The sequence below is a fragment of the Roseateles sp. GW821-FHT09G03 genome (assembly GCF_059416045.1).
Map to the genome: position 1 here is coordinate 118379 of NZ_JBWKOK010000003.1, position 18804 is coordinate 137182.

Sequence of the window (18804 nt, forward strand, 5' to 3'; positions counted from 1 at the left end):
ACTCTGCCCGTTCGTGAGGGGAGGGGGATCTCTCCTTCGGGAGATGCCGCCGCCCACCGGTGACAGCGTGTGGAAGCCCCGCCACCAGCCGCCTACCCTGTACGAAAGAGGGAGGCGGCGGGGCTCCTATCCGGCATGGCGGCGCAAGCCGGCCGTGGCGAACATCACCGGCACCTCGCTGAATGGGCGCAGGTCCCACTCCACCCGGCAACCCCTTGCCCGCCTGAAGGAATTCCTCATGACCATGACCGCCACCCGCCGCACCGTCGCGGCGCTGCTCCTTGCGGGAGGCGCCGCGATCTCCGCCGTCGGCGCTCTCGTCGCGGTTTCTCCGGCGATGGCCCAGTCGACCGCCGCGTCGAAGGCAAGACCTGCCCCCATCGTCGAACGCGACGCCACCGTGAACGGCGTGAAGCTCCACTACCTGACGGCCGGCTCCGGCGACGCCACGCCCATCGTGCTGCTGCACGGCTACGCGCAGACCAGCCGGATGTGGCGTCCGCTGATGCCGCGCCTGGCCACCGACGGCCCCGTCATCGCGGTGGACCTGCGCGGCGCGGGCGGCTCCGGCAAGATCGACCGTCCCGGCGAGAAGAAGCTGCTGGCCCAGGACATCCACGCGCTGACGCAGCAGCTGGGCTACAAGAAGGTGAAGATCGTCGGCCACGACATCGGCCTGATGGTGGCCTACGCCTACGCGGCGCAGTACCCCGACGAGGTCGAGAAGATCGCCCTGCTGGACGCCTTCCTGCCCGGCGTCGGCGACTGGACCAAGGTGTGGCTGCTGCGCGACCTGTGGCACTTCCACTTCTATGGCGAGGTGCCCGAGCAGCTGGTCGCGGGCCGCGAGCGCATCTACTTCGAGCACTTCTGGAACGACTTCGCCGCGGACAAGACGAAGTCCATCCCGGAAGCCGACCGCAAGTTCTACGCGGCGGCTTACGGACAGCCGGGCGGCATGCACGCGGGCTTCGGCTACTTCAAGGCCTTCGAGCAGGATGCCAAGGACTTCGAGGCGATGTCGAAGACGAAGCTGAAGATGCCGATGCTCGTGCTCACCGGCGAGAAGGCCTCGGGCGAGTTCCTGATCGCGCAGGGACGCCTGGTCGCGGAGTCGGTCGACGGCCGCATCGTGAAGGGCGCCGGCCACTGGATCATGGAAGAGTCCCCGGAGGTCACGATGGGTGCGCTCGTCGAGTTCCTGAAGTGAGCCGGGTCCCGGCGTGAACCAGCGCCAGGTCTGATCCGTCGTCAGCCCGGCGCGCGCGTCGGCAGTGCGCGGCCCAGCAGGTCGCGCAGCCACCCCTGTAGCGCCGGCAGGCGCGGCGGCTTGTCGCGCCGACGATAGGCCAGTGCCGCGGGGATGCTCAGCCGCACCTCGGTTCCGGCGCCCGGCGCGCTGCGCAGCTCGAAGCTGCCGCCCACGCCGGTCACGCGCTCGCGCATGCCGCTCAGTCCCCAGTGACCGGGGCTGTGGCCGTCGAGCTGCGTCGCGGTCGGCACGCCGACGCCATCGTCGGCGATGGTGAGCCTGAACGCGCTGTCGGTGTACGCGATGGTGAGCGTGATGGCCGTCGCCTTTGCGTGCTGGAACGCGTTGAACAACCCCTCGCGGCCCACGAGCGCCAGTTCGGCGTGCACGCGCGCGTCCAGCAGCCGCGGCGAGCCTTCGACGCCGGAACGGAACGCCGCCTCATGGAAGCCGGAGAGATCCCGGCCCAGCGCTTCCAGCGTCTGCTCCAGCGTGCCCACGTCCGGCGGCGGCAGGCGCAGGTCGGTGACGCGGTTGCGGCCCTCGATGACGACGGCATCGGCCTGGTCCAGCGCGCGTTCCATCTCCGCGCGCGCCGGCGACCCGTCCGGGATGCCCCACGCCACGCGCTGGAAACGCAGCAACAGGCCTTGGAAGCCCTGCAGCAGCGTGTCGTGCAGGTCCTGCGCGATGCGCGTGCGCTCGTCGAGCCGGGCGCGGTAGCGCTCGCGCGCACGCGCTTCGATCTGGCGCAGGCGCATGCGCACGAGGAGCGCGATCGCGATCAGCACCGCCAGGGCGCAGAGCACGCGGAAACCGGTCGACTGGAGGAAAGTCGGCGGGATCTCGATGGCCAGCGTGGCCGGCGCGGCGCTCCAGGTCATCTCGTCGTTGCTGGCCTGGACCTCGAAGTCGTAGCGGCCCGGACCGAGGTTGGTATAGAAGGCCTGGCGACGTGACCCTGCGTCGTGCCACGCCGTCTCCAGGCCGCGCAGCCGGTACCGGAAGTTCACGCGCTCGGGCATGGCCAGCGACATCGAGGTGTAGTCGACCTGCAGGTCACGCGTCCCCGCGACGGCCCGCACGAGGCCGCCATGCTGAGGCTTCAGCGGGGCGCCGTTCACCGACACGCGCTGGATGTCGATGGCCGGAGGACCTTCGCCGCGTGCCAGCGTGGCGGGGTCCAGGGTGACCACGCCGTTGGTCACGGTGAACCAGAGCCGGCCGTCGGGTGTCTGGAGCGCCGTGCGCAACGGCCACGAGGTTTCCGCGCGCCCGGGGAGGCCGTCGAGCGTGTCCAGCACCGTCAGCGGCACCAGGACGCGCGGATCCTTCATCGCACGGCGCAGGTCGGCGGCTTCGATGCGGGTGATGCCGGCCGCGCCGTTGAGCCACAGGTCGCCTTGCGGCGTCTCGACGATGCCGCTCACGCCGTTGAAGGCGTCCGCCGCCGCGGCGCGCAAGTCATGGAGGCCGCCGTCGTCGTCAATCCGCTGGACGCCGCGTTCTCCGCCGATCCACACGTGTCCCGGGCCCGCGGTGATCGACTGCACGGCGCCGATCCGCAGTGCGACCAGGTGGGTGAAGGGGGTGATGCGGTCGTCCTCGTCCACGCGGATCAGTTGGCCGTCGGAGTAACCGACCCAGACCCGGCCCCGTCCGTCGACGGTGACGCAGGACAGCACCGTCGACGCCGGAAAACCGCGGGTGCCGGACAGCCGCTCCCAACGGCCATCGCTGAAGCGGCGCAGCAGGCCCATGAACTGCGTGGCGGTCCAGACGGTGCCGGCCCGGTCCTGGGCGATGTCGACGAGCATGCCCTTCCAGTCGGGAAAGCTGGTGCCCTTCTCCTCGATCAACCGGCCGTCCGTGCCGAGGCGGGACAGGCCGTTGGCATCGCCGAACCAAGCGGTGCCGTCGGCGCCGACGAAGACCCGGCTCAGCGACGGGTTGGCGACGGGGTAGCGGATCAGGTCCGGCCCGGCGCCGGACGACGGGAGGTGGAAGATGCCGTTGCGCGACGAGAACCAGAGATCGCCCTGCGGTCCGGCGGCCATCGCCAGCGTGGACATGCCGGTCGGGAACTGGAACAGAGAGAGCCGCGACGGCCGCAGCCGATCGAGCCCGCCGTTCGTGCCGATCCAGATGGCGCCCTCCCGGTCCTGGAAGATCTGCAGCACCTCGTCGCCGCTCAGGCGTTGATGCTGGGTCAGCCGTTGCAGCGCCGGCAGGTGGAAGTGGTAGGCCTGGCCGCCTGCCGGTGCCGGTGCGCCGCGGGCAGGCACGAACGGGGCGAGCGGTGTCGGCGGCGCGGCGGTCGCCTCCGGCGCCAGATCGAGGTCGGCGGCGGGCTCCTGGCTCGGCAGACGCTCCCGCGTGACCCCGTCCAGCGCGCCGGACCAGAGGTGGCCGTCCCTGTCGAAGATCGGCATGTAGGTGCTCTGATGGATCGGGTGTCCGGTCCCCATCGCTTCGCTCGCCGCGTTGGGCTGCGGAAGCCGGTGATAGCGCATGTGGGACACACCGGCCGCGTCATGCCGTTCGACGTCGCCCCACATGCGCCCCTGCGGATCCCGGGCGAGGTACCGCATGCCCCGGCCGGGGACGGACACCCGCGCGAATCGCGTCTGCCCGGCGGCCCGCACGAACAGGCCCGAACGGGTTTCCGCCCAGACGTTGTCGTCGTCGTCGATGCTCACGGCCATCGTCAGCACGCCCGTCGACGGTTCCGGGTAGGCCTCGGCCTGACCCATGCGGCGCCAGCGGTCGCCGTCGCGCCTGAAGAGCCCGCGCGTGCTGGCTGCCCACATCGTGCCGTTCCGCTCACGCGCGAAGGCGCGCGTGGACCCCATGAAGCCGCCGACCTGCGGCTTCTCCTGCGACACCACCTGGCCGCCGCGCACCAGCGCAACGCCGCCTGACAGGAAACCGACCCACAGGCCGTTGTCCGGCGTCGCGAACAAGGTCATGATGGACTTGCTCTGCAGCGACTCCCCGGCGAGCGATTCGAAGGTCTCGAAGCGGATGCCGTCGAAGCGCAGCAGGCCGCGGTCGGTGCCCAGCCAGAGGTAGCCGTCGGTGGTCTGCGCGAGTCCGTACACCGGTCCGAAGAGACCTTCCCGCCCGCCCCACGAGGTGTGATGGAGCTGGTCCAGCGGCGGATGCTTCAGCAGTTCGTCGAGGGTGATCCGGTCCGGCGCGGGCGCCTGCGCGGCCGGCGCCGCCATCGCGCCCGCATGACCGAGCAGCGGCAGCAGCAACGCGAGTCCGGCACGGACGATGGAACGAAGCAGACGAAGACCGGGTGCTTGCATGTCGGGGGCCGGAGGTGCGGAGCGCGCAACATACCACCGGCGGGGGCAGGGGGGCGTCGCCCGGATGGGAGACGTCGGCCGGTGATTGGTGGCCTGCGAAGTCCGCGCTCAGCCTCTGGTCCGCAGGCTCGACGCCACCGCTCGCCAGAACGCAACGGCTTCAGCGTCGTCCGCACGCTCTGTTCGCCAACAAGATCTCGTCAGGCGGGGACTGGGCCTCAGCCTCGGCTGGATTGCGGCAGCTTGCTGTCGGACGACGGCTGGCGTTGCGGACGGCTGCGTGCGTCTTCATCCGAGCGGTGACCGTTGAGGGGATCTCGCGATCCCGCATCGCTCCCTTCAGGACCTTCTCCCACCGGCTTGTTGTCCCCCACCGGGTCGTCGTCCTCGTTCTCGGGCTTCGACGGTCCATGGGCTTGCGTGCCGTGAGGCGAGGTACTGCGGTTCATGATGAGACTTTCGTTGAGCCGGGGAACCGGCTCCACGGATGGAGCAAGTCGGAGGCCGTGGCCCGCCGTTCCCGACGTAAAGACGGGGCGCGCTTGGCGTCATGCGTCAGCGGCCTCGATCCGGGGCCGCTGGCGAGGACCGTCAACGCGAGGTCGCCCGGTAATCCGGGCCGATATCGAGCAATCGTGGAGAGAACTTGCCGGGCGTGGCGCCGGGCTGATCAGTGCTCGTCCTTCGTGCGGTCGATCTCGAGGCGGGGCGTGGTCTTGTCGTCGGTCTTCGTCTGGGCCTCGTGGCCGCTCTGCCACGCGTCCTTGCGTTCCTTCCAGACGTCGGAGCATTCCCCCGTGTTCGTCGGCAGATTGGACGCCTCGTTCATCGGATTCCCGGAAGACCGGTCGCCACGGGCCGCGGCCTTCGCGCCTTGCCGCTGCAGCTCCGCGCGTTCCGCGGTGGGCAGTCCGCGTGCGTCATCGGACCGTTGTGGCTTGTCCGGGTGGGGTTTGGTACTGCGCTTCATCGTCCACTCCAGCTTGATCGTGGACTCCATTAGGCGCTCTCAGCGAAGACGGGTCGGTGCCGACTCAGCCTTCGTCTCTGCGCCGGGGCCAGTGGCCCAACAGGAGGGCAAGAAACAGCCTGACCAGCAGACCGAAGGGATCGGGGTCCCACGTCGCCGCCATCCTGGCGTCGTTCTCGAGCGTGCCGCCTCGTTGCGTGTACTGGCGCCGAGCGTCTTCGATCTGGCTTGAGCGCGGCGCCGCAGGACAGCCGCATTCGCTGCAACGCTCGCACGCAGGCGCGTTCGAGCGGCCGCAGGACAGGCAGGACCAAGCATAGGCGGGCATGCGCGGAGTATCAGCGCTGCCGGAACTTCCACCAACGTTGCCACCAGCCCCCGGAATTCGAACCGTCTGCCGACTTCGGTGTCTTCTCCAACGACCATTGATGGAGCGTCTCCCCGTTCTTCGACAGGAACGCGGATCTCACCCGATCCTGATGAATGAGCTGGGACAGCAGCGCGTGGTAGGCCCGCTCGAGCTCTCCCCAGTCGTCGAAGTCCTGGTGGAATTCAGGCGCGGCATTGCACCACAGCGTGCCTCGGGGAGCGCCACCATAGGGGCTGTCTGTCCAGCGGCCCACCATCGGCGAGCGCCAAGCCTTGCCGAGCGACGATCCCAGGATGCGATGGCCTGCCGGACTCTCCGGCATGAAGCTCTGCAATTGACCGCCCGTGTCGTCGACCCACAGCCGGCCGCACTGCCCGCATTGATAGCACGTGCGGTCCAGCATTCGGCGGGACTCCCACGCTGCCTCGAAGCTTTCGCAATGGTCCTCCCAATCCTGGTCGGCGATCAGGTAGGCCTTGTAGGGCAGGAAGTCGGTCTGGTCGACGATGACGTGGCCGCAGGAGCATGCGAACTTCATGGGAGGTGCTTCGTGTCTTCGAGGTTCATGGGATCGAGCTCAACCCGTGAACCGATACGACACCAACGACTCGCTGTCGCTGTCCGCCACCAGCGCCTTGCCCGCGGGCGGGAACGCGCGCTGGACGCAGTGCTCGCGCGGGCACACGCGGCAGCCGGGGCCGATGGGGATCGCCTGCTTGGAGACCGTGCTCTCGTCGAAGTTCAGGCCTTCGGCGTACACCAGTTCCCTCGCATGCGAGATGTCGCAGCCGAGGCCGATCGCGAACAGCTTGCGCCGCGCCAGGTAGCCGCCACCGCCGTGCCGCTCGATGGTCCGGGCGATGCCGAAGAAGCGGCTGCCGTCGGGCATCTCCGCGATCTGCGTGAGGAAACGACCCGGCTGCGCGAAGGCCTCGTGCACATGCCAGAGCGGACACGCGCCGCCGTGCCGCGCGAAGTGGAAACTCGTCGCGCTCTGCCGCTTGGAGATGTTGCCCGCCTGGTCCACGCGCACGAAGTAGAACGGCACGCCACGGTTGCCGTTGCGCTGCAGGGTCGAGAGGCGATGGCAGATCGTCTCCACGCTCACCTGGAAGCGCTGCTGCAGGAGCTCGATGTCGTAGCGCGCGTTGCGCGCCGCGGTGAGGAACTCGCCATACGGCAGCAGCGTCGCGCCGGCGAAGTAGTGGGCGAAGCCTTGGCGGGCCAGCGCGCGCGTCGCCTCGTCGACGAAGGCGCCGGCGCCGAGTTCCGCCTCGATGGCCTCGGCCTCGGCGATCAGCGCGTACTGCGTGGCGAGCTGGAACGCCTGCTGCGCATCGCTCAGGAACCGCGGCATGCGCAGCAGCTTCCGGCGCGCGTCGTAGTGGCGGAGGAAGGCGTCGGTCGTCTCTTCCCGCGTCTCGCCTTCATCGCCCACTTCGGTCTTGATGCCGAAGCGCTGCAGCAGCAGATCGCGCAGCGGCTGCGCGCGATGGCCAGGCACCAGACCGAGCGACGCCGCCAGCTGCTCGCCGCGCAGGTCCAGATCGTCGAGATGGTTGTTCCTGCGATTCAGGTGATCGCGCACGGCCTCGTGCGGCAGCGGCTCGCCGCGGAACGAGGGCGGCGCGCCTGCCGCCTCGCGGCCTTGCTCGCCGTAGAAGCGGTCGATCATCTGCGAGTGCTCGTCCTGCAGCCGCAGGTAGCGCTGATGCAGCGCCACGTAGGATTCCGCCAGCTCGGGCGCCTGTTCCACCAGCCGCGCGACCTGTGCCGGCGCCATCACCGTCGTCGTCAGCGAGCGGTCGCGCAGCGCCGCATCGAGGTCAGCGAGCAACTGCTGATCCTGCTCCTCCGAGAACTGCCCGATGCCGCCGCCGAAGACCTCCGCGAGCTTGATCAGCACGCTCGCCGTGACCGGCCGCTGGTTGGTCTCGATCTGCGAGACGTAGCTGAGCGACAGCCCCAGGCGGCTCGCCAGCTCGGCCTGGTTCCACTGCAGCTGCTCGCGCAGGCGGCGGATCCGCGGCCCGATGAACAGCTTGCGGGACGAGCTCGGCGGGGCGCCGGTGGGGCTGGTCATGCGTTTCACAGGATTCGCTGATTTCACAGAATTCGTGTGGAGTGTTTTGCCGCGGCACCGCTTCACAAGAGGAAGAACTGGCGTCTTGCGAAGTGTGTGGATAGATTCTCTGTGAAATTCAATCCACCGTCGAGTGCGCCGCGGAATGGTCCGCGAATCGGTCGCAACGATGGCATCGACCGCTTGGAGACCGTGCATGAGCCGCGAAGAGTTGCCCCGTATTCCGTTGTTGATCAACGGCGAATTCGTCCAGTCGCGCAGCACCGAGTGGCGCGACGTGATCAACCCCGCGACGCAGCAACGTCTGGCCCGCGTGCCGATGGCGACGCCCGATGAAGTCGAGGCCGCCATCGCCGCCGCGCAGGACGCGTACAAGACCTGGCGCAAGGTGCCCATCGGCCAGCGTGCGCGCATCTTCCTGAAATACCAGCAGCTGATCCGCGACAACATCAAGTCGCTGGCCGCGACGCTGACCGCCGAGCAGGGCAAGACCCTCGCCGATGCCGAAGGCGACGTGTTCCGCGGACTCGAGGTTGTCGAGCATGCGGCCAACATCGGCTCGCTGCAGATGGGCGAGCGCGCCCACAACGTCGCGGGCGGCGTCGACACCTACACCCTGCTGCAGCCGCTCGGCGTCTGCGCCGGCATCACGCCGTTCAACTTCCCCGCGATGATTCCGCTGTGGATGTTCCCGATGGCCATCGCCTGCGGCAACACTTTCGTGCTGAAGCCGTCGGAGCAGGATCCGATGGTGACCATGCGGCTCGTCGAGCTCGCGCTCGAGGCCGGTATTCCGAAGGGCGTGCTCAACGTCGTGCACGGCGGCGAGGACGTCGTGAACGCGCTGTGCGACCACGCGGACATCCGCGCCATCTCCTTCGTCGGCTCGACGCGCGTCGGCACGCTGGTGCACGACCGCGCGACGAAAGCCGGCAAGCGCGTGCAATGCATGATGGGCGCGAAGAACCACGCCGTCGTGCTGCCCGATGCGCACAAGGAGCAGACGCTCAACGCGCTCGCGGGCGCCGCGTTCGGCGCGGCGGGGCAGCGCTGCATGGCGGTGTCGGTGGCGGTGCTGGTCGGCGCCGCGCGAGAGTGGTTGCCGGACCTGATCGCGAAAGCGAAGGGGCTGAGCGTCGGCGCCGGGGACTCGGCGACGACCGACGTCGGACCGCTGATCTCCTGCGCGGCGCGCGATCGCGTCGAAAGCCTGATCGGCCGCGGCATCGAGGACGGTGCGACGCTGGCGCTCGACGGCCGCCTGCCGCCGCTCAGCGGCCAGTTGAAGGAAGGCAACTTCGTCGGCCCGACGATCTTCAGCGGCGTGAAGCCCGGCATGACGATCTACGACCAGGAGGTCTTCGGCCCGGTGCTCTGCGTTGCCGAAGCGGCGACGCTGGACGACGCGATCGCGATGATCAACGCCAACCCGAACGGCAACGGCACCGCGCTGTTCACGCAGTCGGGCGCGGCGGCGCGCCGCTTCGAGGATGAGATCGACATCGGCCAGGTCGGCATCAACGTGCCCATCCCCGTGCCGGTGCCGATGTTCTCGTTCACCGGATCGCGGGCTTCGAAGCTCGGCGACCTCGGCCCCTACGGCAAGCAGGTCGTCCTCTTCTACACGCAGACGAAGACCGTCACCGCGCGCTGGTTCGACGATGCCTCCACCGGCGGCGTCAACACGACGATCAGCCTCAAGTGAGCCGCGAACCCTGAACCGGTGAGTACCTGATGGACTTCGAGCTCGACGAGCAGCAACGCGCCTTCCAGCAGGCGGCGCGCGACTTCGCCCGCGACGAGATGGCGCCGCACGCGGCGGGTTGGGACGCGCAGTCGTTCTTCCCGCGCGACACGCTGCGTCATGCGGGCGAACTCGGCTTCTGCGGGCTCTATGCGCCGGCGGAATGCGGAGGACTCGGTCTGCCGCGGCTGGACGCGACCATCGTGCTGGAGGAACTGGCCACGGCCTGTCCGTCGACCACCGCGTTCCTCAGCATCCACAACATGGCGGCGTGGATGGTGAGCACCTATGCGACGGAAGCGATCGCGCGTCGATTCGGCCCGGCCCTGTGCAGCGGCGTGACGCTCGCGTCGTACTGCCTGACCGAACCGGGATCGGGCTCCGACGCCGCTTCGCTGCGCACGACCGCGCGGCGCGATGGCGACGACTACGTGATCGACGGCAACAAGGCTTTCATCTCCGGCGCCGGCGCGACGGACGTGCTGGTCTTGATGGCGCGTACCGGCGGCGCGGGCGCGGACGGCATCTCCGCGTTCCTCGTCGAAGGCGATTCGCCCGGCATCCAGTACGGCCGCAAGGAAGAGAAGATGGGTTGGAACAGCCAGCCCACGCGCGCCATCGCCTTCGACGGCGTGCGCGTGCCGGCGGCGCATCTGCTGGGCGAGGAAGGGCAGGGCTTCCGCATCGCGATGCAGGGGCTGGACGGCGGACGCATCAACATCGCGACCTGCTCGGTCGGCGCCGCGCAGGGCGCGCTGGCCGCGGCGCAGCGCTACATGCACGAGCGCCACCAGTTCGGCCGCGCGCTGGCGGACATGCAGGTGCTGCAGTTCAAGCTGGCCGACATGGCGACGGAGCTGGTGTCCGCGCGGCAGATGGTGCGGCTTGCCGCGTCCAAGCTGGACGCGAAGTCGCCCGATGCGCAGGTGTATTGCGCGATGGCCAAGCGCCTGGCCACCGACATCGGCTTCAGCGTCTGCAACGAGGCGCTGCAGATCCACGGCGGCTACGGCTACATCCGCGAGTACCCGCTGGAGCGCTACCTGCGCGACGCGCGCGTGCACCAGATCCTCGAAGGCACCAACGAAATCATGCGCGTCATCGTCGCGCGCCGGATGCTGCAGGACCAGGCGCCGGAGGCGATCCGGTGATGCGCCCTTCTTACTCCCTCTCCCGCTTGCGGGAGAGGGCAGGGGTGAGGCCAGCGGCCTGTCGAAGGCAGATGACCTGCAACCCCTCGATCCCATTCACACCTTCACTTGCGTGACCTCATGACTGACACCCACGACACGACGACCGCCTATGCTGGTCTGCGCCTTGAACGCCGCGGCTACACGGCCGTCGTCACCCTGATGAATCCGCCCGCCCACACGTGGACCGCCGACAGCCTCGCCGCGCTGACGCGGCTGGTCGGCGACCTCAACCGTGACCGCGAGATCTACGTGCTGGTCATCACCGGCGACGGCGAGAAGTTCTTCAGCGCCGGCGCCGATCTGAAGCTGTTCGCCGACGGCGACAAGGGCGTCGCCGCGACGATGGCCCGCCGCTTCGGCGAGGCCTTCGAGGCGCTCGCCGGCTTCCGCGGCGTCAGCATCGCCGCGATCAACGGCTACGCGATGGGCGGCGGACTCGAATGCGCGCTGGCCTGCGACCTGCGCATCGCGGAATCGCATGCGGTGATGGCCTTGCCCGAGGCGACCGTCGGCCTGCTGCCCTGCGCGGGCGGCACGCAATGGCTGAGCTGGACCGTCGGCGAAAGCTGGGCCAAGCGCATGGTGCTGCTGGGCGAGCGCGTCGACGCGGAGACGGCCTTGCGCATCGGACTGGCGGACGAACTCGTGCCCAAAGGCGGCGCGTTGGCGAAGGCGCTGCAGTGGGCCGAGCGCGTGCAAGCGCAGAGCCCCACCAGCGTGACCGCCTGCAAGCGACTCATCCAAGGCGCGCGCACCGCGCCGCCGCAGTCGCAACTCGCCTCGGAGCGCGAAGCCTTCATCGGACTCTTCGAGACCGAAGACCAGCGCGAGGGCGTGCAAGCCTTCCTGGGCAAGCGCAGCCCGCAGTGGCGAAACGCCTGAGGGCCGTCAATGACTGATCTTCAGAACGAAGCACCGGTGCTGTTCCGCACGGTGGTGACCGCGTCGGGCCATCGCTTCGGCCACGCGACGCTGAACGCGCCGGCCAGCCTCAACGCACTGACCTTGCCGATGGTCGATCTGCTTCAGGCGCAGTTGAACGCATGGGCCGACGATCCGCAGGTCGCGGGCGTGATCCTCGACGGCAACAGCGGGAAGGCCTTCTGCGCCGGCGGCGACGTGGTCGGTCTGTACCGCGCGATGCGCGCGGTCGGCCCTGGCAAGGTCCCATCCGACGCCGCCGATTTCTTCGAGCGCGAGTACCGCCTCGACCACACGATCCATCGCTATCCGAAGCCGCTGCTCGTCTGGGGCCACGGCATCGTCATGGGTGGCGGCATCGGACTGATGGCGGGCGCGTCACACCGCGTGGTGACACCGCGCAGCAAGCTGGCGATGCCGGAGATCACGCTGGGCCTCTATCCGGATGTGGGCGGGAGCTGGTTCCTCTCGCGGCTGCCGGGGCGGACGGGGCTGTTCCTCGCGCTCACCGGCGCGCCGCTCAACGCGGCGGACGCGCTCTGGGCCGGCCTGGCCGATCGCGCGGCGCGCGCCGAGGATCACGGCGCCTTGCTCGAAGGCATCGCGCATGCGCGCTGGGAGGGCCAACGCGCCGCGGACTCGGAGCGGCTCGACGATCTGCTGCGCGCGCTGCCTGCCGCCGAGCTGGCGCCGAGCCAGCTGGCGCCGCACCGCGACCGCATCGACGCATTGATCGGTCCGCACGACGCGCTGGCGACGATCGCGCCACGTCTGCGTTCGCTGGCCTGCGAGGACGACGCGTGGCTGGCCGCAGCGGGCTCGACCTTCCAGAAAGGCTCGCCGACCTCGGCAGCGCTGGCCATCGCCTTGCAGCGTCGCCTGCGCCACGCGTCCTTGGCGGAAGTGTTCCGCCTGGAGTACCAGGCCTCGGTCGGCTGCTGCGTTTTCCCCGACTTCGCCGAAGGTGTGCGCGCGCTGCTGATCGACAAGGACAAGACGCCGCGCTGGTCAGGCGCCGCGCAAGACGAGGGCGGAGATGCGCATCTGGACGTGCTGCTGGCGGCGCGCTTCACCGGCGAGCATCCGCTGGCCGACCTGCGCTGAGTTCAACGCATCGATCACACCGCATCGATCGCATTGCATTGACCACACCGCATCGATCGCATTGCATTGACCACATGGCAGCGCATGCCATCAAGACAAGGAGACGGGACCATGAGCAACGCAACCGGAAACGCAACCGGAAACGCGATGACCGCTGAACGCATCGCCTTCATCGGCCTCGGCCACATGGGCGGGCCGATGGCGGCGAATCTCGTGAAGAACGGCTACGCCGTGGCGGCGTTCGATCTGAGCGAAGCGGCCCTCGCCGCCGCGCGTGAGGCGGGCGTCACCGTGGCGCCGTCGGCCACGGCGGCCGTTGAAGGCGCGTCGGTGGTGATCTCGATGCTGCCGGCCAGTAAACACGTCGAGTCGCTGTTCCTCGGCGACGACGGTCTGATCGCCCACATCGCCGCGGGTGCGCTCGTCATCGACTGCAGCACCATCGCCCCGGCGAGCGCGCAGCGCGTCGCGGCAGCTGCCCAGGCACGCGGGCTCGCGATGATCGATGCGCCGGTGTCGGGCGGCACGGCGGGTGCGGCCGCGGGCACGCTGACCTTCATCGTCGGCGGCGAGGCGGCGGCGCTGGAGCGCGCGCGCCCTGTGCTCTCCGCGATGGGCAGGAACATCTTCCACATGGGCGCGTCCGGAGCCGGCCAGGTGGCCAAGCTGTGCAACAACATGGCACTGGGCGTGATCATGGCCGTGACCGGCGAGGCGCTGGCGCTCGGCGTGTCGCACGGTCTCGATCCGCAGGCGCTGTCCGCGATGATGGCCGTGAGCACCGGCCGCAGCTGGGCCACCGAGGTCTGCAATCCCTGGCCCGGTGTGAAGCCGGAAGCGCCCGCGTCGCGCGGCTACAGCGGCGGCTTCGGCAGCGACCTGATGCTCAAGGACCTCGGCCTCGCGGTCGAGGCCGCGCTGCAGGTCGGCGCGGCCGTGCCGCTGGGCGAGCTCGCGCGCAACCTCTATGCGCTCAACAGCCGGGCTGGGCGGGGAGGCCTGGACTTCTCGAGCGTGCAGCAGCTGCTGACGACGCCGTGAGCGCCAGCGCCGCATCGTCGCGCCACAGCGCGCGTTGCAGGGCGACCAGGTCATCGGCGGCTTCGACACCGTCGCGGACATTCCACTCCAGTTCGCCGGCCAGCCAGACACGCCCGCCGCGCAGCTGACGCAACGCGCGCAGCGAGGCGAGGGTGCGCGCATCGGCGGCCGCGCGCACGTCGGCGCAGGTGTCCGCACTCGCGTGCCCGTCCACACTCGTGTCCGCGCTGATGCGAGCGGAGCGCTCGACGCTCACGGACAGTTCCCGCTCGCGCGGAAGCCGCTGCGCGGCGTCCTTCAACGCATCGGAATCGATCGGCGCGTCGATGTGCAGACCGGCCACCGGCAACTCGCAGGCGAGCGCCAGGTTGCCCGGCAGCAGCGCCGCGCCCGTCGTGAGCATCAGATGCTGGTCCACGCCGAGCAGCCGCGCGTAGGTCCGCCGCAGCGCGTCCTGCCACACCGGCTCCAACGCTTCGCCGAGCAGCGGCTCATCGATCTGCACCCAGGTCACGCCGCGCGCCGCGAGCTTCGTCAGCAGCGCTTCATAAACGGGGAGCAGGCGGTCCAGCAGGCCGAGCCGGTCGAACCCTTCCTCGACGCTCCTGCCGAGGAACAGCAGGCTCACCGGGCCGAGCACTGCCACGCACGGGCTGGCGGGCAGGGCGATGGCCTCGTCGATCTCCGCCAGCAGCGCGCTCGTGTCCAACTGGAAGGTCGTGGCGCTGTCGAATTCAGCGGCGGCGAGGCCGATCAGCGACAGCATCTGCGTCACCGCGTCGACGCCGGGCCGCGCGCCCACGGTCACGAAGTCGCGGCCCTTGGCCTGCTGCGCCCGCCACAGGGCAGCGCGCGACGCAGGCGCCGGTGCCGGCCGATCCTGCGCGCTGGCCGCGTTGGCAATGGCGGCGGCGGCCACGGGGTGCGGCACGGGGCGGAGCCAGCGCATGGGTTCATGGATCCGGATCATCTGAAGCGTCGTCGTGCGTCGTCGTGGTGAATTCGAAGGCCGATGATCCCGGCTTGCTCGTTATGATTCAAACGAAACGTTTTTCAGTCGATCAACAATTCCATTCATGAACCTGCCGTTGGAACTCAGACACCTGCGCACGCTGCTGGCGGTGCGAGAGGCCGGCAACGTCTCGCGCGCCGGCCAGTTGCTCAACCTCACGCAGTCCGCGCTGTCGCATCAGCTCAAGGGGCTGGAGGACCATTACGAGGCCGTGCTCTTTGAGCGCAAGACCCAGCCGGTGCAGTTCAGCGTGGCCGGCCAGCGCCTGCTGCGCCTGGCCGAGCAGGTGCTGCCGCTGGTGGAGGAGGCCGACCGCGACCTGCGCCGCCTGGCCGCCGGCGCCGCGGGCCAGCTGCGGATCGCGGTGGAGTGCCACACCTGCTTCGACTGGCTGATGCCGGCGATGGACGCCTTCCGGAGCCGCTGGCCGGAGGTGGAGCTGGACATCGTGTCCGGCTTCCATGCGGACCCCGTGGGGCTGCTGCACCAGGACCGCGCGGAAGTGGCCATCGTGTCCGACGTGGATGTGGACGAGGCGGCGGTGGTCGTGCACCCGCTTTTCGAGTTCGAGATCGTCGCGCTGCTGCCCAAGGGTCATGTCTTGCTCGCCAAGCCGTGGCTGGAGGCGGCGGACTTCGCCGACCACACGCTCATCACCTACCCGGTGCCGGACGAGATGCTCGATCTCGTGCGCCGCGTGCTGAAGCCGGCCGGCGTGACGCCGCCGCGTCGCACCAGCGAGTTGACGGTCGCGATGCTGCAGCTGGTGGCCAGCGGCCGCGGGCTGGCGGCGCTCCCGCTGTGGGCCGTCGAGAACTACCTCGCCCGCGGCTATGTCGCGCAGCAGCGCATCGGCGAGGCGGGCCTGACCGGGCGGCTGTATGCGGTGAGCACCACCTCGCTCGCCAGCAAGCCCTACCTCAGCGACTTCGTGAGCATCATGCGCGAGACCTCGCTGCTGACGCTGCCGGCGGTCAGTCTGCTCTGAGCGGGGACTTGGCCGTCGTTGACGCGGTCAACGCCTGCGACGCAGTCGACGCGATCCGCGCCAGGCTCGACAGGTCCACCGGTTTCGTCAGATGGGCATCGAAGCCGGCGGCGGTCGCGCGACGCTGGTCGTCTTCCTGGCCCCAGCCGGTCAAGGCCACGACATGGACGGCGGGGCCGACCGCCGCGCGCACGCGCCGGCAGGCCTCGTAGCCGTCGATGCCGGGCAGGCCGATGTCCAGCAGCACGAGTCCCGGGTCGAAGTCCCGGACGTCCTCGACGATGCGGGTGGCGTCGTAGGCGACGCGCACGTCGGCGCTGCTCATCGACAGCAGCATGGCGACGCCGTCGGCGGCATCCTGGTTGTCGTCGACCACCAGCACGCGGAGACCGGCCAGGTCGATGTCGTCCTCCCTGCGATCAAGGATCGCCGGCGCCGCCTCGCGGACCTCCACGGGCAGACGGATCACGAATTCGCTGCCCTGGCCGGCGCCGCCGCTGGTGGCCTCGATCGCGCCGCCGTGCAGTTCCATCAGGCTGCGCGACAGCGCCAGGCCTATCCCCATCCCGCCGTGGCGCGAGCTGTCGGACCGCGCCTGCGTGAACAGGTCGAAGATGTCGGGCAGCATGTCCGGGGCGATGCCGACGCCGGAGTCGGTGATGCGAAGCACCTGCTCCGTGCCCTCTCCGGACATGGCGGGTTCGACGGTGGAGCGGATCGCGATGCGGCCGCCCGCGGGAGTGAACTTCACCGCGTTGTGGAGCACGTTCGAGACGACCTGCGACAGCCGCGTCGGATCGACGTGGAGCTGTCGTGCGGGATCGTCGAGCGTCACCTGCAGATCGATGCCGTTCGCCGTGATCTGGCCGCGGTGCGCCTCGAGCGCGCTCTCGACGAGCGATTGCAGGTTCACCCAATCGCGCTTGAGCTGCACCTTGCCCGACCGGATGCGCGAGACGTCCAGCAGGTCGTCGATCAGGTGCACCACCTGGACGATCTGCCGTTCCATCATCGGCCGGACGCGCTCGATCAGCTTCATGTCGCCGTTGGCGCGCTTGAGCACTTCGATGCCGCTGCGGATGGGCGCGAGCGGATTGCGCAGCTCATGGGCCAGCACGGCGATGAACTCGTCCTTGCGGCGGGCTTCCTCCTGCAACTCGCGCTCGCGCGCCAGCAGCGCGTCCTGCACCTGGTTGCGTTCGATCAGGTCGGCGGCCTGGCGACCCAGCAGGTCGAGGAAGCGGAGCTCGCGTTCGCTGAGATCGCGCGGCTCGGCCCAGTGGACCGAGAACATCCCGATCGGCCGCCCGGACCGGCTGACCAGCGGCGTGGATTGGGCGCATCGCACGCCGTCGTTCAGGTGCATCCGGTTGGACCCATCCGTGTCGGGATCGTCGGGGTCGTCGAAGCGCATGAAGGTCCGCTGTCCGGCGGCCAGCGCCCGGCCGCAAGGCGAGCCCGACGACGCATCCACCACCGAGAAGTGCGCCGTGACCTCGGGGCTGAAGCCGCGCGAGGCGAGGAAGGTCAGGCAGTGCGAGTGCTCGTCCAGCAGCTGGATGGTGCCGGCGTCGCCGTCCAGGATCTCGATGGCCGCCTCGAGGATCTCGCCGAACAGGGTCGAGCCGCCGTCGGTGCCGATCAGACGGGCGGCCACGTCGCGGAGGCGTCGCGTGTCGTTCAGTTCGCGGGTGATGACACGCTCCACCTGCTCGCGCTCGTTGAGCAGCGCGGTGATGCGCTGGTTCTCCCATTCGAGCAACTCTCGCGCGTCGGCCGCCGCGGCCAGCGCGGCCTGGCGCTGGGCGTCCAGGTCCTGCGCATCGAGCTGGGTCGCGATGAGCTTGGCGAACAGCTCCAGCGTCTGCTGCAGCACGGGATCGTCGAGCTGGGCGGGGCGCGGATCGATGGCGCACAGCGTGCCGAAGAACGAGCCGTCGGCGCGGAAGATCGGGATCGAGACGTAGCTCTCGAAGCCGTACATCTTCGGGGTCGGGTGATCGCGGAACTGCTCGTGCGCGCTCGCGCTGCCGAAGATGACGGGACGGCCGTGCTGCCGGATCTCGTTGCAGATCGTCGTGACGAGCTGGAGCTCGTCGCCGGGCTTGAGCCCGAAGGCGATCTCGTCGCGGACGGCGCAGGCGGTCCACGAGGTGTCGGTCACGCGGGCGACGGCGGTGAACCGCATCCCGGTGAGGCGCGCCGTGGCGTCCAGGATGGTCGGCACCACCGCCATCCGGCCGATCGCGTCGATGTGCTGCTGCTCCGTGCCCATCGGCGGATGTTAGCGCTGTCGCCCGGATGGCTCCTGCGCCTTGCCCGCATCTTCAAATGCCGTTTGAAAGAGATCGGTCGGCGGACGCCTTTTCAGCGCCTTGCCGCCGGCCTACATTGCCTGCGCGACGCCACGTCGGCGACGCGTTTGAAATTCAACCTCGACAGGCCTGTCATGTCCCAAGATTCCGCCGCCGCGCCAGCGGCCAAGCCCGCCTACATCGTCTTCATCAAGGAAGCGACCCTCGACGCCGATGAAATGGCCCGGTACGGCGCCGCCGTCGGCGCGACCTTCGAAGGGCACGATGCGCAGGTGCTCGCGGCCTATGACGCGCACGAGGTCGTGGAGGGCGCGCCGATGGAAGGCGTGGTCCTTCTGAAGTTCCCGTCGGTGGAAGCGGCACGGGCCTGGTACTTCAGCCCGGCCTACCAGGCCGCGGCGCAACATCGCTTCCGCGGTGCCAGCTACCGCGCCGTCATCACCGAAGGCCAGGTGATCGGCTGACCTCCATCGCCGAGGGATCGGCAATCGGCAATC

At 69.4% G+C, this 18804-nt stretch carries 14 protein-coding genes; 8 read left to right on the top strand and 6 right to left on the bottom strand.

Features of this window, described 5'->3' with window-relative positions:
* Positions 1 to 238: 238 nt before the first annotated feature.
* Positions 239 to 1210: an alpha/beta fold hydrolase gene (locus AC07OZ_RS12780; RefSeq protein WP_495467481.1), complete on the top strand. Its 972-nt coding sequence runs from the start codon at positions 239 to 241 to the stop codon at positions 1208 to 1210.
* A gap of 41 nt (positions 1211 to 1251) precedes the next feature.
* Here AC07OZ_RS12780 and AC07OZ_RS12785 read toward each other — a convergent pair whose 3' ends face one another.
* The 4 genes from AC07OZ_RS12785 to AC07OZ_RS12800 form a co-directional block, all read right to left on the bottom strand.
* On the bottom strand, positions 1252 to 4566 hold the full coding sequence (locus AC07OZ_RS12785; RefSeq protein WP_495467482.1) for a sensor histidine kinase: 3315 nt from the start codon (positions 4564 to 4566) through the stop codon (positions 1252 to 1254).
* Between the two features lie 670 nt (positions 4567 to 5236).
* Positions 5237 to 5566, bottom strand: coding sequence for a CrpP-related protein (locus tag AC07OZ_RS12790; RefSeq protein ID WP_495467483.1), 330 nt, complete (start codon positions 5564 to 5566; stop codon positions 5237 to 5239).
* Between the two features lie 308 nt (positions 5567 to 5874).
* On the bottom strand, positions 5875 to 6444 hold the full coding sequence (locus tag AC07OZ_RS12795; protein WP_495467484.1) for a DUF8617 domain-containing protein: 570 nt from the start codon (positions 6442 to 6444) through the stop codon (positions 5875 to 5877).
* A 39-nt stretch (positions 6445 to 6483) separates the two neighbouring features.
* Positions 6484 to 7989, bottom strand: a complete 1506-nt coding sequence (locus tag AC07OZ_RS12800; RefSeq protein ID WP_495467485.1) for a helix-turn-helix domain-containing protein — start codon at positions 7987 to 7989, stop codon at positions 6484 to 6486.
* A 196-nt stretch (positions 7990 to 8185) separates the two neighbouring features.
* Here AC07OZ_RS12800 and AC07OZ_RS12805 point away from each other — a divergent pair, with 196 nt between their 5' ends.
* From AC07OZ_RS12805 to mmsB, 5 genes are all read left to right on the top strand, one after another.
* Positions 8186 to 9694 carry a CoA-acylating methylmalonate-semialdehyde dehydrogenase gene (locus AC07OZ_RS12805; RefSeq protein ID WP_495467486.1) on the top strand — a complete coding sequence of 503 codons (1509 nt, stop codon included), beginning with the start codon at positions 8186 to 8188 and terminating at the stop codon, positions 9692 to 9694.
* A 29-nt stretch (positions 9695 to 9723) separates the two neighbouring features.
* The gene (locus AC07OZ_RS12810) at positions 9724 to 10884 is read left to right on the top strand and encodes an acyl-CoA dehydrogenase family protein (RefSeq protein WP_495467487.1); all 1161 of its coding nucleotides are present in this window, start codon (positions 9724 to 9726) and stop codon (positions 10882 to 10884) included.
* 120 nt (positions 10885 to 11004) lie between these two features.
* On the top strand, positions 11005 to 11808 hold the full coding sequence (locus AC07OZ_RS12815; protein WP_495467488.1) for an enoyl-CoA hydratase: 804 nt from the start codon (positions 11005 to 11007) through the stop codon (positions 11806 to 11808).
* Between the two features lie 9 nt (positions 11809 to 11817).
* Positions 11818 to 12951, top strand: coding sequence for an enoyl-CoA hydratase/isomerase family protein (locus AC07OZ_RS12820; RefSeq protein WP_495467489.1), 1134 nt, complete (start codon positions 11818 to 11820; stop codon positions 12949 to 12951).
* 147 nt (positions 12952 to 13098) lie between these two features.
* A complete protein-coding gene (mmsB, locus tag AC07OZ_RS12825; protein WP_495467490.1) occupies positions 13099 to 13992 on the top strand; it encodes a 3-hydroxyisobutyrate dehydrogenase in 894 nt (297 codons plus the stop codon).
* On the opposite strand, the gene AC07OZ_RS12830 is transcribed toward mmsB, so the two are convergent.
* Complete coding sequence (locus AC07OZ_RS12830) at positions 13925 to 14941, bottom strand: uroporphyrinogen decarboxylase/cobalamine-independent methonine synthase family protein (RefSeq protein WP_495467491.1); 1017 nt, start codon at positions 14939 to 14941, stop codon at positions 13925 to 13927. The genes mmsB and AC07OZ_RS12830 overlap by 68 nt on opposite strands.
* 127 nt (positions 14942 to 15068) lie before the next feature.
* Between AC07OZ_RS12830 and AC07OZ_RS12835 the strand changes: the two genes are divergently transcribed.
* The gene (locus AC07OZ_RS12835; RefSeq protein ID WP_495467492.1) at positions 15069 to 15992 is read left to right on the top strand and encodes a LysR family transcriptional regulator; all 924 of its coding nucleotides are present in this window, start codon (positions 15069 to 15071) and stop codon (positions 15990 to 15992) included.
* On the opposite strand, the gene AC07OZ_RS12840 is transcribed toward AC07OZ_RS12835, so the two are convergent.
* Positions 15979 to 18267 carry a GAF domain-containing protein gene (locus AC07OZ_RS12840; protein ID WP_495467493.1) on the bottom strand — a complete coding sequence of 763 codons (2289 nt, stop codon included), beginning with the start codon at positions 18265 to 18267 and terminating at the stop codon, positions 15979 to 15981. The two genes, AC07OZ_RS12835 and AC07OZ_RS12840, sit on opposite strands and share 14 nt — an antisense overlap.
* 174 nt (positions 18268 to 18441) lie before the next feature.
* On the opposite strand from AC07OZ_RS12840, the gene AC07OZ_RS12845 reads away from it, so the two are divergent.
* Entirely contained in the window at positions 18442 to 18771 is a 330-nt protein-coding gene (locus tag AC07OZ_RS12845; protein ID WP_495467494.1) for a DUF1330 domain-containing protein, read from the top strand.
* Positions 18772 to 18804: the final 33 nt, after the last annotated feature.

Coding starts and splice junctions, on each gene's coding strand:
- AC07OZ_RS12845 (WP_495467494.1), top strand. CDS start 18,442: ATGTCCCAAGATTCCGCCGCCGCGCCAGCGGCCAAGCCCGCCTACATC.
- AC07OZ_RS12790 (WP_495467483.1), bottom strand. CDS start 5,566: ATGGAGTCCACGATCAAGCTGGAGTGGACGATGAAGCGCAGTACCAAA.
- AC07OZ_RS12800 (WP_495467485.1), bottom strand. CDS start 7,989: ATGACCAGCCCCACCGGCGCCCCGCCGAGCTCGTCCCGCAAGCTGTTC.
- AC07OZ_RS12780 (WP_495467481.1), top strand. CDS start 239: ATGACCATGACCGCCACCCGCCGCACCGTCGCGGCGCTGCTCCTTGCG.
- AC07OZ_RS12805 (WP_495467486.1), top strand. CDS start 8,186: ATGAGCCGCGAAGAGTTGCCCCGTATTCCGTTGTTGATCAACGGCGAA.
- AC07OZ_RS12840 (WP_495467493.1), bottom strand. CDS start 18,267: ATGGGCACGGAGCAGCAGCACATCGACGCGATCGGCCGGATGGCGGTG.
- AC07OZ_RS12820 (WP_495467489.1), top strand. CDS start 11,818: ATGACTGATCTTCAGAACGAAGCACCGGTGCTGTTCCGCACGGTGGTG.
- AC07OZ_RS12795 (WP_495467484.1), bottom strand. CDS start 6,444: ATGAAGTTCGCATGCTCCTGCGGCCACGTCATCGTCGACCAGACCGAC.
- mmsB (WP_495467490.1), top strand. CDS start 13,099: ATGACCGCTGAACGCATCGCCTTCATCGGCCTCGGCCACATGGGCGGG.
- AC07OZ_RS12835 (WP_495467492.1), top strand. CDS start 15,069: ATGAACCTGCCGTTGGAACTCAGACACCTGCGCACGCTGCTGGCGGTG.
- AC07OZ_RS12830 (WP_495467491.1), bottom strand. CDS start 14,941: ATGCGCTGGCTCCGCCCCGTGCCGCACCCCGTGGCCGCCGCCGCCATT.
- AC07OZ_RS12815 (WP_495467488.1), top strand. CDS start 11,005: ATGACTGACACCCACGACACGACGACCGCCTATGCTGGTCTGCGCCTT.
- AC07OZ_RS12810 (WP_495467487.1), top strand. CDS start 9,724: ATGGACTTCGAGCTCGACGAGCAGCAACGCGCCTTCCAGCAGGCGGCG.
- AC07OZ_RS12785 (WP_495467482.1), bottom strand. CDS start 4,566: ATGCAAGCACCCGGTCTTCGTCTGCTTCGTTCCATCGTCCGTGCCGGA.